This window comes from Flavobacterium sp. CF108, assembly GCF_900129795.1.
Taxonomy (GTDB): Bacteria; Bacteroidota; Bacteroidia; order Flavobacteriales; family Flavobacteriaceae; genus Flavobacterium.
In genome coordinates this window covers 478,399-491,729 of the sequence record NZ_FQWW01000003.1, presented here as the reverse complement: position 1 = coordinate 491,729, position 13,331 = coordinate 478,399, and the positions used below count along the sequence as shown (strand labels likewise).

Here is a 13,331-nt window from a genome sequence, read left to right as displayed (position 1 = left end):
ACATCCATAGAATTAGAAGTTAAATTATTTATTTTTACATTAACATATTAAAATTCAAAAAGATATGAAACGAGTAGATTATGAAATCATAGGAAAAAAGATTGTCGTTGGGGCAATTGTATTTTTAGTTCCGCTGGTAATTTTAGCCGGAGGATTAGCATTAATTAATCAATTTTTAAAATAAGAAATCATGGCAATAGTTCAACAAGAAAAACTAAAAAGAGATTTAAGTATCAGTTTATTAATATACAGTTTGCCAGTAGTGGCAATTTTCCTGTATTTTAAATTAACAGGCGGAGCCGTAAGCGAATCGCATATTGCACTTCCTTCATTTTTAGAATTCGCAAAACCAGCATTCGAAAACATCCGCACGTGGGGATTAACCGTTTTTATGGTAGTTTTGGGAATTATAGAATTTGCGGCAGGTTTATACGATGACGAATGGACAGGCGAAGAACGTAAAATAGATATTGTTTGTTTCTTAGCTCCAAAATTACTTTTACCTCCTGTAATTGCATTTTTCAGCTTAACAGCTTTACCTTATTTATTACCAAATTTAGCTAACACACTTTCATGGGTTCCATTTTGGGGAGGTTTTTTCCTAATCGCAATTGCCGATGATTTAACCCAATATTGGTACCACAGATTACACCATCAAGTTCCGTTTTTATGGCGTTTTCACAGAACACACCACTCTGCTCCATATATGGGAATGGCGATGGCTTCAAGACAAAACTTTATTTACACGGTTTTCTTTTCTCAAATTTATTTGACTGCAACTTTAACGTATTTAGGTTTAGGATTACCGGCTTTATTTGTTTTGGTAATTAAAAGTTTCATCACTTTAGGCGCGCACTCAAGCATAGCATGGGACAAACCATTTTACAAATACAAAGTTTTACATCCAATTGCTTGGGTTTTAGAAAGATTGATTTCTACTCCGGCAACACACCACGCGCATCACGCTGATACTAGCGGTGACGGTGTTGGACACTTTAAAGGAAACTTCGGAAACATGTTTTTCATTTGGGACATGATTTTCGGAACTGGATTAATCACTCGTAAATTCCCGGAATCTTACGGAACAAAATCATACAAACAGGAAGAATGGTACGCACAATTTTTGTGGCCGATATTCAAATCTAAAAAAGAAGGAAGTTCTCTTGCCGAAGGCGTATTGGCATTTCCTCTAAAAGCCAAACCTGTAGAAAAAGCAGTAGAAACTGTTGAACAAACTCCGGTTTTAGAACAGGCTTAATTTTAAAAAGCAATAAAAAAATATAAAGTACGGCAGTGTATTCAAATTAACCTTGAATACGCTGCCAGCTTTTATCAAAAACTTTCCATCATGAAAAATAAAATAAATATTACCACACTAATCCTGCTGTTTACAATAGTAGGTTTTTCGCAAAATAAAAGTACAACTACCGTTTCATTAGATGTTTATTACAGTAAAATTCAGGCTGAAAAAAAGCCGCAGATAATTGATGCACGCGGTCCAGAAGAATTTGCCTTAAACCATATTAATGGCGCAGTAAACTTCAATTTAGAGTCAAAAGATTATGCAGAACAAGTTGCAAAACTAGACAAATCTAAACCCGTTTTTACTTACTCAATTGGAGCCGGAAGAAGTGTTTGGTTAGCAGACGATTTATTAAAAAAAGGTTTTAAAGAAGCCTACAGTTTAGAAGGCGGAATTGCGAATTGGATTGGAAACGGAAAACCTTTTTATGCCAATTCTAAAAGCAAACTAACCTTAGCGGAATACAACAAAATCATTGCTGATAATAAAACTGTTTTGGTTGATATTGGTTCTAAATACTGCGGTGCGTGTATAAAAGTAAAACCAGTTCTGGAAACCATTAGAGCACAATATGGCGAAAATTTAAAAATCGTAGAAATCGAATTAGAAACCAGCCCGCAAGTAATTGCCGATTTAAAAACCGTAAAGGTCTTCCCTACTTTGATCTTATATCAAAATGGTAAAATCGTTTTCAAAAAAGACGGTTTAGGCGATTTGAAAAATGATGTTGATTTGGCTTTGGCCTCGAAATAAATACATATAATCATCCTTAAAATATACGTAAACTTTGTCAAAGTTTAAAACTTTGACAAAGTTCGCTACAATCGTGTCAGGCTGAGCGAAGTCGAATGTCAGGCTGAGCGAAGTCGAAGCCCGCGTTAGAAACTCTACAAAGATTGAATTTTCGTGACGGAGCTACTTATGTGGGCTTCGACTTCGCTCAGCCTGACAAACTGTACCTAAAAAAATTAAACAACACAAAACCAAAATTCAAAATTATAAACTAACCTATAATGGCAAACTATAAAAAAATAACCAAGATTGTTGTTCCTATTTTATTAGTGCTTCTTATCATCGCAGCATTTTTATTCTGGCCCATAAATACCGATGGAACATTAATTAAAGCCGATGAAAAACTAGCCGAAGGAAAGGCCGCATTTCTTTCTCAAAAAGATACAACTTCAGAAAAAAAGCCAAATATTATCATTCTAGTTGCCGATGATTTAGGCAAATATGATATTTCTCTTTACGGAGGAAAATCAACACCAACGCCACAAATTGATTCACTTGCAGCTTCTGGAGTAACTTTTACAGATGGATATGTTTCGGCATCGATTTGTTCGCCATCACGTGCGGGATTATTGACTGGCCGCTATCAGGAACGTTTCGGACATGAATATCAGCCGGGAGATCGTTATCCGAAAAACAATTTAGAATATTATGCTTTTAAATATTTAATCAACACAAACAGCTGGCGATTAAACGACAAAATAAATTATCCAAACGAAGCTTCGATCGCAACGCAGGGTTTGCCAAAATCTGAAATTACGTTTGCTGATTTAGCTAAAAAACAAGGTTACAATACTGCCATTATCGGAAAATGGCATTTGGGTCACAACAAAGGATTTTTTCCTTTAGACAGAGGTTTCGATTATCATTACGGATTTTATCAGGCATTTTCGCTTTATACTCCAGAAGATGACAATCCGGATATCATAAATCATCATCACAAAGATTTTACCGATAAAACGATTTGGGGGAATGGACGCGTTGGAATTGGACAAATTCGCCGCGATACCACTATCATAAAAGATAAAAAATATCTAACCGAAACTTTTGCAGATGAAGCAGAAGCTTTTATCGACAAAAATAAAAACAAACCATTTTTGTTATACGTTCCGTTTAATTCGCCGCATACTCCATTTCAGGTTCGCAAAAAATATTACGATCGCTTCCCGAATGTAAAAGACGAAAACAAACGCGTCTATTTTGCTATGATCAGCGCACTTGATGATGCCGTGGGAAGAATTAGGAAAAAAGTAAAAAAAGAAGGTTTAGAAGAAAACACCTTAATCTTTTTTATCAGCGACAATGGTGGCGCCGATTATACTTTTGCGACAACAAATGCACCATTAAAAGGGGGAAAATTTTCTCATTTTGAAGGTGGTATAAATGTTCCGTTTGCACTTTCGTGGAAGGGAAAAATCAAACCGCATACTGTTTACAAAACTCCCGTAAGTTCTTTGGATATTTTTAGCACAATTTCAGCCGTTACACATTCTGGTTTACCTAAAGACCGAGTTTATGACGGAGTTGATTTAGTAGATGTTGTCAATAACAATAAAGAAGCTCACAAGGATTTATACTGGCGTTCAGGCGATGCAAAAGCAATTCGAAGCGGCGACTGGAAATTAATCATCAGCGGAAAAACGCATGAAAAATGGTTGTATAATTTATCAAAAGACAAATCTGAAACTACAGATCTGGCTGCAAAAAATCCTGAAAAAGTAAAAGAATTACAAACTGCTTTACAAACTTGGGAAAAAGGTTTAATCAAACCACTTTGGCCTAATTTGACTTATTATGAATTCGACTTTGGTAAACAAAAATACTTTGTTGATTTGTAACAATTACAACAGTCCTGCGAGGTTTCCAAAACCTTGTAGGTCTTTCATTTTTAAATACTATATTAATAACTAATACCTACAAGGTTTTGGAAACCTTGCAGGAAATAAATAATAAATTGCCTCCAGCTTTAGCTGGAGGTTTAGAGTTAAAGTGCAGAAGGCTTTAGCCAAACTTTTAATTCGGCTAAAGCCTTTTTCTATTTGCAAATCAGTTAAATCCAGCTAAAGCTGGAGGCAATTAAAAACCTTTTCTATTCACAAATTGGTTACCTCCAGCTAAAGCTGGAGGCAATTGAAATAAAATCTCAGAATCAATAATTCTTAGAATAATCAAATCAAAAACAAATGTCAACTCAACCCAAACAATTTAATATTCACGAAGACTGGACAGTCGTAATTTTAGGATTTATTATCATCGGGATTTCCCTTTTTATATTTCTTCCCGAAGTTCCCGTTTTTAGCTGGTCAAACACTTCTGATTTATTTACGAAAGTATTTGATTTAGCAAATCTTAAAATCCTTTTAATTCAATTTTTATATCTCATTTCAATTGGTACAATCGGAGCATTTTTAATTGGAAGATCCGTAAAATATTTTCTATTTACTTTTCCGATAGTCTATCTTTTAACCATAATTGCACTTATTCTCGCCGGAAATTCAGCTATAAAATCCATCAATTTAGAAGCCGTAATTTTCAGTTTGATAATTGGTTTAGCGATCGGGAATTTCTTCAAACTTCCGGAATGGTTTCGTTCATCGCTTTCTACAGAAGTCTTTGTAAAAATCGGATTGGTTTTATTGGGAACCGGAGTAATTTTTTCAGATATATTAAAGGCAGGTTCATTAGGCTTAATTCAGGCATTGGTTGTTGTGATATCCGTCTGGTATTTTGCCTTTTGGCTTTGCCGAAAATTAAAAGTTGATGATGAATTAACCATGATGATTTCTAGTGCTGTTTCAATTTGCGGTGTTTCTGCTGCCATTGCAACTTCGGGCGCAATAAAAGGTGATTCAAAGAAATTATCGTATGTCATTTCAATCGTTTTGGTAACCGCAATTCCCATGATGATTTTCATGCCCATTATTGCCAAATATTTCAATTTTCCCGAAGAAGTAACCGGAGCCTGGCTTGGCGGAAGTATCGACACTTCTGGAGCCGTTGCAGCGTCTGGAACTTTAGTTGGTGAAACGGCTTTAAAAATTAGTACAATTGTAAAATTTTCTCAAAACGTTTTATTAGGATTAGCGGCTTTTGCAATTTCTGTTTATTGGACGTATTCGCATAATACTACTTCAGAAGCTGTAGAATCAAAACCAACTTTAAAAGTAATTTGGGAACGCTTTCCAAAATTTGTAATTGGTTTTATTGGTGCTTCTTTAATCTTTTCATTTTTGATTACGCCCGAAACCAGAGACAGCGTAAAAGACAGTTTGAAAAACCTGCAGGGAATTTGGTTTGCATTAGCTTTTACAAGTATCGGCTTAGAAACTAATTTTAAAGATTTATTGAGCAATAACAGCCGTAAACCGTTATACGCCTTTTTAATTGCACAATTATTCAATGTGATTGTTACGTTGATTATTGCGTTTTTGCTATTTAGTTAATTATTTTTTGCCACGAATTTCACGAATTAGCACGAATTAAATTTGTGGAAATTCGTGTAATTCGTGGCAAAACCATTTAGTTATGTCTTTGCGAGGAACGAAGCAATCTCATTTGCTAAATCAAACTTTGTGTCTTATTATTAGTGTGGTTGCTTCGTTCCTCGCAATGACGCAAAGTTTTTATTTATAGCCACAGATTATAAGGATTAAAAAGGTTTTTTTTCACGCAGATTTAGCAGATTATTGCAGATTTAATTATAAAACTTCTGCGCGCATCTGCTTAAATCTTTTAAAATCTGTGTGAAACAAAAACTTTGCGTCTTCGCGACTTTGCAAGATTCTAACAATTCGTAATAACAAGTCTCTGCGAAAACCCCAGTATGTCTTTGCGAGGAACTAAGCAATCTTAATTTGCTACATCAAACTTTGTGTCTTATTATTTAGTGTGGTTGCTTCGTTCCTCGCAATGACTCAGCTATTTTTTTTATTTTCACACAAAAAATCAATCACTTAAAAATCAATAAATTACCTTCTAAAAACATACCTACACCCCATTATATCACATCTTTTTTTCAAAAAAAGCAAAGATTAATTTGGATATTACAATATTAAATATAACTTTGTCTATAGAATTAGTAGAGTTTAAAATTAAAAACTTACATTTTGAAAACAACAGTAAATAATACGTATCACATTCTTCGTAAAAAACACACTTATAGCGCCTCTTGTTATATGTGCAGCTGCTGTTAATTCTTCCTTATACGTTCGCTTTGAATCGGTTTAAAATAAAAATCAGAAACTATAAATCGAACTACAACCATTCCCTAACTTTATTGAAATATTCCTTTGATGCTTTTGCTTCAGAAGATATCACGTTATACTAAATCAAAAATGAAAATGGAGACGACAAACTAACATTCTTTTTGATTACCAAAGGTCATTTCTGCGGCAACAGAAATGACCTGATTTGAAGAACATTTATCACTTACAAAAACAAAAAAAACAGACAAAAACTACATTACAATGAATACAAAAATCACAAAACTTCTTTTTTCTATTCTCTTAACCGGAGTTGTAACTTCTCACGAGTTACATGCTCAAACAGAATCAAAACCCAATATTATTTTGATTTTGGTTGATGATATGGGTTATTCGGATTTAGGAAATTATGGTTCCGAAATTAAAACACCAAATCTCGATAAGCTAGCTACAGAAGGTTTACGCTTACGCGAATTCTACAATAACTCGATTTGTGCGCCAACACGCGCTTCCCTCCTAACCGGACAATATCAGCATAAAGCCGGAGTTGGTTTCTTCGATGTTAATTTGGGTTTACCAGCTTATCAGGGCTATTTAAATAAAGAATCTTTGACTTTGGGAGAAGTTTTCCGTTCCGGCGGTTACAGCACTCTTTTATCAGGAAAATGGCACGTTGGTTCTGAAGATCAGGCACAATGGCCTAATCAAAGAGGTTTTGATAAATTTTACGGAATCTTAAAAGGCGCATCGAATTATTTTGATACAAAACCTTTGCCTTTCGGAAAAACGCCTTATCCGGTAAAATTAATCCGTAATAACGAAGAACTGTATCCAAAAGATGATTCGTATTATTTTACAGATGAAATTGGGAATAATGCTGTTACTTTCTTAGACGAACAAAACAAAGAAAATAAACCTTTCTTTTTATACTTAGCTTTTACGGCGCCGCACTGGCCGCTGCAGGCGAAAGCTGTTGATATTGCCAAATACAGAGGCAAATTTGACGAAGGCTGGGATGTTTTAAGAGAAAAGAGAATCCAGAAACTAAAAGCCAGCGGAATTTTACCTGCCGATCAAACTATATCGCCAAGAGATCCTGAAGTTCCGGAATGGAATAAGTTAAGCTACGACGAAAAACAATTCTGGAAAGCTAAAATGGAAGTATACGCCGCAATGGTCGACAATATGGATCAAAACGTTGGCAAAGTTCTGGACAAACTAAAAGCGCTTAAAAAAGATAAAAACACGCTGATTGTTTTTATTTCAGACAATGGCGCTCAAGGTGGATTCAATACTTATAATCCGCTTGGAAGAGGTTTGGTTCGAAATGACGGGCCAGTTGGAACTTCGGGTTCATTCGATTATCAGGAACAAAACTGGGCTTATTTATCGAATACTCCACTTCAGCAATATAAAAATAATATGCACGAAGGTGGTTTCAGCTCTCCGTTTATTGCTTGGTTTCCATCCAAAATAAAAGCGGGAAGAATTGATAAAGGAACTGGACATATTATTGACCTCGCTCCTACTTTCTACGAATTAGCCGGAATAGATTACCCAAAAGAATATAATGGCGTGACGACAAACGCTTTGGTTGGAAAAAGTTTGTTGCCTGTTTTATTTAATAATGTTTCACAGGTCGATAGAGGCGCACCATTATTTTGGGAAAGAGCTGGAAACAGAGCCGTTCGTGATGGAAAATGGAAATTGGTTTCGATTTATCCTTCTTATGAATGGGAATTGTACGATCTAGAAACGGATCGAGGCGAAACTACTAATGTAGCACAACAGAATCCCGGAATTGTAAACAAACTTTCGGCTTCGTATTTTGAATGGGCAGACAAAACCGGAGTGGTAGAATACAGTAAATTCAAATTAAAACCAGAAACAATGCCGGGCGGCGCGGCACTTAAAAAATAAAATTATTTAAACACATAGAAACATAGAATATTTTTAGATGTAAAAAAGACTACAATAAAGAAATACATTTCTTTCATATAGCCTTCTATGTGCATTTAAACAAGTGAAACGCCTTTATCCGTAACAAATTCTATGTCTCTATGTGTTTAAAAAACAAGCCTAATTTTTCTAATCATAAAATCAAATCAATATGAATTCATTTTATCAGGAAATTGCAAGACAGCATCAGGAATTATTAATACTTCCTGAAAAGAAATTAATCCATCAGTTTATAGATGAATTGTTTTCAATTTTGTTTTCGAATACTTCAAAATCCTACGGCATTGTGGCTATTATTGAAAATAAGTTTGATGGATTAGAAAAACAATTTGACGAGCTGGTTTTAGACTTTGCTCCTAAAAATCAAAACACCAAACAACAGACGGAAACATTTTTTGAGGCTCTGCCTTATTTACATAAAAAAGCATTGAATGATGCTCAAACCATTTTTGCTAAAGATCCTGCAGCCAAAACTTTAGAAGAAGTATTATATTCGTATCCAGGTTTTTTCGCTATTGCCGTTTATCGATTTTCTCATCAGCTTTGGAAGCAGGATTTAAAATTATTAGCCAGAACAATCTCAGAATATGCGCATATTAAAACGAGCATTGAAATTCATCCCGGAGCCAAAATTGGAAATGATTTTGCAATTGATCATGGCACGGGAATCGTTATTGGCGAAACAACTGTTATTGGCAATAATGTTCAAATTTATCAAGGCGTGACACTTGGTGCTTTGAGCGTTAAAAAAGAGGAAGCTTTTATCAAAAGGCATCCAACTATTGAAGACAATGTTATTATTTACGCCAATAGCACAATTCTTGGCGGGCAGACAACTGTAGGCAGAGATTCAATTATTGGAGGAAATGTATGGCTTACGTATTCTGTGCCTTCCAATTCGGTTGTTTACCATAAAAATGAGATGAAGGTTAAGGACAATAATCCTTTTCCCGAACCCATTTTTTATTCTATTTAAAAATATCAAACACATGAAATATCAGAACATTTTAGAAACCATTGGCAATACGCCGCACATCAAGCTCAACAAGCTTTTTAAAACCCACGAGGTATGGATTAAATTAGAAAAAGCAAATCCGGGATCGAGTATCAAAGACAGAATTGCACTGGCAATGATTGAAGATGCTGAGGCAAAAGGACTTTTAAATCCTGATTCTATTATTATTGAACCAACATCGGGAAATACCGGAATTGGACTTTCGTTAGTGGCAGCCGTAAAAGGTTACAAAGTAATTATCGTTATGCCGGAATCGATGAGTGTGGAACGCAGAAAAATTATCGAAGCTTACGGCGCAGAATATGTTTTGACTCCGAGAGAAAAAGGAACTTCGGGAGCGGTTGAAAAAGCCAAAGAATTAGCTGCAACGATTAAAAATTCTTTTCTGCCTTCGCAATTTACAAATCCTGCCAATGTCGCAGTTCACGAAAGAACCACCGCACAAGAGATTTTAGCTGATTTCCCGGACGGAATTGATTATCTGATTACAGGCGTGGGAACGGGCGGTCACATTACCGGAGTTTCTAAAATATTAAAACAGCATTTTCCTAATTTAAAAACGATTGCCGTTGAGCCTGCACTTTCGCCAGTATTAAGCGGCGGTATTCCTGCTCCTCACCCATTGCAGGGAATTGGCGCCGGATTTATTCCTGAAGTTTTTAACAGAGAATATATCGATGAAATTGTGACTATTGAAAAAAATGATGCTTTTAATTTTGCAAAAAAATTAACTAAAGAAGAAGGGATTTTTGGAGGAATTTCGACTGGAGCAGCATTAGCAGCCGTATCAAAAAAACTGAAAAATATTCCCGAAGATGCCGTAATCCTGACTTTTAATTATGATACCGGAGAGCGATATCTATCTGTAGAGGAATTATTCGATTTTTTCTCTTAACAAATTACAAATCAAAAGCTTATAATTGAATAAAAACCCATAAATTTAATTCAATAAAGCTAGAAAAATTTTAATCAAAATTATAACCGAAAAACCTTAAAATTATGGCAGATTTACCAAAACAACAGACCGCATTAGGCGATGTTGCAGCAAGACAATTAGCGATCGCAACTCGTACTGTTCCTCAAATTGGAACTATTACCCCACGCTGGTTAACGCATCTTTTGCATTGGACACCAGTAGAATCGGGTGTGTTTCGTTTGAATAAAGTTAAAAACGCAAACCACATCGAGGTTGATTGTTCTGCACGCGACGAAAGGATTTTACCGAATACTTTTGTCGATTATATCGAGAATCCAAGAGAGTACAATCTGGCTGCAGTTCAAACCATTGTCGAGGTTCATACCCGTGTTTCTGATTTATACAGTAAACCATACAATCAGATTTCAGAACAGCTTCGTTTAGCTATCGAAACAATCAAAGAACGTCAGGAAAGCGAATTAATCAATAACAAAGATTATGGATTATTAAGCAACGTTGCGCCATCTCAAATTATAAAAACAAGAACCGGAGCTCCAACTCCAGATGATTTAGATGAATTATTGACAAAAGTGTGGAAAGAACCTGGATTTTTCCTTTTACATCCGTTAGCCATTGCGGCTTTTGGACGCGAATGTACACGTCGTGGTGTTCCGCCTCCAACAATTTCATTATTTGGATCACAATTTTTAACCTGGAGAGGAATTCCGCTTATTCCTTCGGATAAATTGCCAATCGTAAAAGGAAAATCAAAAATCATTCTTTTAAGAACAGGTGAAAGCCGTCAAGGTGTTATCGGATTAATTCAGCCTGGTTTACAAGGCGAACAATCTCCTGGATTATCAGTTCGTTTTATGGGAATTAATGAAAAAGCCATTGCTTCTTATTTAGTATCTCTTTATTGTTCTTTGGCTATTTTAGTAGATGATGCTATTGCTGTTTTAGAAGATGTAGAAATAGGAAAGTATCATGAGTACAAATATTAACAGCAACGGTTTACCAAACATCGACGATTTGCAAAATTTAGCAAACGAATTGTTCAAAGCTTTACCATATGAATTTCCAAAAGAAATATCATTAAGTCCGGATAAAGCCGAACACCCGCGTGCGACAAAAATTGCAGAAACGATATTGCATACGGGAAACCTTGATCAGTTAGGTCAGATTCCCGCAGTAAGTCCGTCGAGTACATCGCCTGCGCCGCCTGCATTTAGCGGTTTTGGAGCTTCTCCTTCTGCATTAAATTATGGAAATACAGGAGCTTCTGTTTTATACCCAAATGCCGGGGCAGGATTTGATCCGCAAAGCAAAAATTCGTCGTCTGGAGTTCAGGAAAACCATGATTTAAATATCAATGATCCGCATACCGGATTTCATGATATTAATTTGAAAAATGCAAAACCTGCTCAATTGAATGAAGAATCTGTTTTTTCATCGTTGTTATTAAACAATCAATATCTGCCATTTCAAACAGAGAATTCTTCTTTTGAAATTGAATTACAAGCTGCTTTGGCATCTGTTGATACACAGTTTAAAAAACGCGAAGATTTTCCTTTAAACGGAAATGAAACAACATCTTCTTACTATTTTCTGGATCAGAATCCTTTCGCTTTTGATAAAAGAAGTACAGATATCATTGTTGGAAACTCTTTTGAACACAAAGAAATCAATCTTTTTACAGGACATCATTTTGATGCAGCATTGGTAAAAAAAGATTTTCCAATTCTAAGAGAAACCGTAAACGGAAAACCATTAGTTTGGTTTGATAATGCAGCAACAACGCAGAAACCGCAATCGGTTATTGATCGAATTGCGTATTTCTACGAACATGAAAATTCAAACATTCATCGTGCGGCACATGAATTAGCTGCCCGCGCATCTGATGCGTATGAAGCCGCTCGTGAAAAAGTAAAAGTTTTTTTGAATGCTTCTTCTGTAAACGAAATTGTGTTTGTAAGAGGTGCAACAGAAGGAATAAATCTTGTTGCGGCAACCTGGGGCGAACAGAATTTAAATTCTGGAGATGAAATTATTGTGAGTAATCTGGAGCATCATGCGAACATTGTTCCGTGGAAACGCCTTGCAGATAAAAAAGGTTTGAAATTAAGAGTAATTCCTGTTGATGATGACGGTCAGATTCTGCTAGACGAATATGCAAAACTGCTAAATTCAAAAACACGTTTGGTTTCTTTTACACAAGTTTCAAATGCATTGGGAACCGTAACACCAGCGAAAAAAATAGTTGAAATGGCACATGCTGCCGGCGCAAAAGTTTTAATCGACGGCGCACAATCTGTTTCACATATGAAAGTAGATGTTCAGGATTTAAATCCAGATTGGCTGGTTTTCTCCGGACATAAATTATTTGGTCCAACAGGAATTGGAGCTTTATACGGAAAAGAAGATTTGCTAAACGAAATGCAGCCGTATCAATCTGGCGGAAACATGATTCAGGACGTAACTTTTGAGGAAATAAAATACCACAAAGCTCCGAATCGTTTTGAAGCTGGAACCGGAAATATTGCCGATGCCATTGGTCTTGGCGCAGCAATCGATTATGTAACCAAATTAGGAATTGAAGCTATTGGTCAATATGAGCATTATTTGTTAGAATATGCTACAAGGCTTTTAAAAGAAATTCCGGGTGTACGATTGATTGGAACTGCCAAAGATAAAGCAAGTGTATTGTCTTTTAATTTACAAGGTTATTCAAACGATCAGGTTGGACAGGCTTTAAACAAAGAAGGTGTTGCAGTAAGAACCGGACATCATTGTGCGCAGCCTATTTTACGCCGAATGGGAGTTGAAACTACCGTTCGTCCTTCATTAGCATTTTATAATACAACCGATGATGTTGATACTTTTATTAAAACCATTTGGGAACTTAAAAAAGTTAGATTCTAAAAATAATGAGAACTCTTCTCAAAAATGATAATTGCTTTTTTTGATATTTTAAGTAATTATACCCTGAAAGCGATTGTTTTATAACAGTCGCTTTTTTTATTAAAACTACGTTTTTTGGCGCTAAAAAAACAGCACTTTTTTTAACGAAATTATTCTGCCTTACATTTTTATCAAAAAATCAAACAATTTTCATCAAAAACCAACAAACACGTATGTAAAAGTTAT

At 35.5% G+C, this 13,331-nt stretch carries 9 protein-coding genes; all 9 read left to right on the top strand.

Features of this window, described 5'->3' with window-relative positions:
- The first annotated feature begins 190 nt into the window (after positions 1 to 190).
- The 9 genes from BUE10_RS10855 (at position 191) to BUE10_RS10815 (ending at position 13,106) form a co-directional block, all read left to right on the top strand.
- Complete coding sequence (locus BUE10_RS10855; RefSeq protein WP_073484980.1) at positions 191 to 1,258, top strand: sterol desaturase family protein; 1,068 nt, start codon at positions 191 to 193, stop codon at positions 1,256 to 1,258.
- Positions 1,259 to 1,348: 90 nt separating this feature from the next.
- Positions 1,349 to 2,056: a rhodanese-like domain-containing protein gene (locus tag BUE10_RS10850; protein WP_073484978.1), complete on the top strand. Its 708-nt coding sequence runs from the start codon at positions 1,349 to 1,351 to the stop codon at positions 2,054 to 2,056.
- Between the two features lie 260 nt (positions 2,057 to 2,316).
- Positions 2,317 to 3,930, top strand: coding sequence for a sulfatase-like hydrolase/transferase (locus BUE10_RS10845; RefSeq protein ID WP_073484977.1), 1,614 nt, complete (start codon positions 2,317 to 2,319; stop codon positions 3,928 to 3,930).
- A gap of 345 nt (positions 3,931 to 4,275) precedes the next feature.
- Positions 4,276 to 5,535 (top strand): YeiH family protein, encoded by a 1,260-nt coding sequence (locus tag BUE10_RS10840; RefSeq protein ID WP_073484975.1) that lies wholly within the window; start codon positions 4,276 to 4,278, stop codon positions 5,533 to 5,535.
- Positions 5,536 to 6,558: 1,023 nt separating this feature from the next.
- Positions 6,559 to 8,214, top strand: a complete 1,656-nt coding sequence (locus tag BUE10_RS10835; RefSeq protein ID WP_073484973.1) for an arylsulfatase — start codon at positions 6,559 to 6,561, stop codon at positions 8,212 to 8,214.
- A 190-nt stretch (positions 8,215 to 8,404) separates the two neighbouring features.
- Entirely contained in the window at positions 8,405 to 9,229 is an 825-nt protein-coding gene (gene epsC / locus BUE10_RS10830; RefSeq protein ID WP_073484971.1) for a serine O-acetyltransferase EpsC, read from the top strand.
- A 13-nt stretch (positions 9,230 to 9,242) separates the two neighbouring features.
- Positions 9,243 to 10,163, top strand: a complete 921-nt coding sequence (gene cysK / locus BUE10_RS10825) for a cysteine synthase A (protein ID WP_073484969.1) — start codon at positions 9,243 to 9,245, stop codon at positions 10,161 to 10,163.
- 104 nt (positions 10,164 to 10,267) lie between these two features.
- Entirely contained in the window at positions 10,268 to 11,188 is a 921-nt protein-coding gene (locus BUE10_RS10820; protein WP_073484967.1) for a family 2A encapsulin nanocompartment shell protein, read from the top strand.
- Positions 11,172 to 13,106 (top strand): family 2A encapsulin nanocompartment cargo protein cysteine desulfurase, encoded by a 1,935-nt coding sequence (locus BUE10_RS10815; RefSeq protein ID WP_073484965.1) that lies wholly within the window; start codon positions 11,172 to 11,174, stop codon positions 13,104 to 13,106. Before BUE10_RS10820 ends, BUE10_RS10815 begins: the two co-directional genes overlap by 17 nt.
- Positions 13,107 to 13,331: the final 225 nt, after the last annotated feature.

Coding starts and splice junctions, on each gene's coding strand:
- BUE10_RS10855 (WP_073484980.1), top strand. CDS start 191: ATGGCAATAGTTCAACAAGAAAAACTAAAAAGAGATTTAAGTATCAGT.
- BUE10_RS10850 (WP_073484978.1), top strand. CDS start 1,349: ATGAAAAATAAAATAAATATTACCACACTAATCCTGCTGTTTACAATA.
- BUE10_RS10845 (WP_073484977.1), top strand. CDS start 2,317: ATGGCAAACTATAAAAAAATAACCAAGATTGTTGTTCCTATTTTATTA.
- BUE10_RS10840 (WP_073484975.1), top strand. CDS start 4,276: ATGTCAACTCAACCCAAACAATTTAATATTCACGAAGACTGGACAGTC.
- BUE10_RS10835 (WP_073484973.1), top strand. CDS start 6,559: ATGAATACAAAAATCACAAAACTTCTTTTTTCTATTCTCTTAACCGGA.
- epsC (WP_073484971.1), top strand. CDS start 8,405: ATGAATTCATTTTATCAGGAAATTGCAAGACAGCATCAGGAATTATTA.
- cysK (WP_073484969.1), top strand. CDS start 9,243: ATGAAATATCAGAACATTTTAGAAACCATTGGCAATACGCCGCACATC.
- BUE10_RS10820 (WP_073484967.1), top strand. CDS start 10,268: ATGGCAGATTTACCAAAACAACAGACCGCATTAGGCGATGTTGCAGCA.
- BUE10_RS10815 (WP_073484965.1), top strand. CDS start 11,172: ATGAGTACAAATATTAACAGCAACGGTTTACCAAACATCGACGATTTG.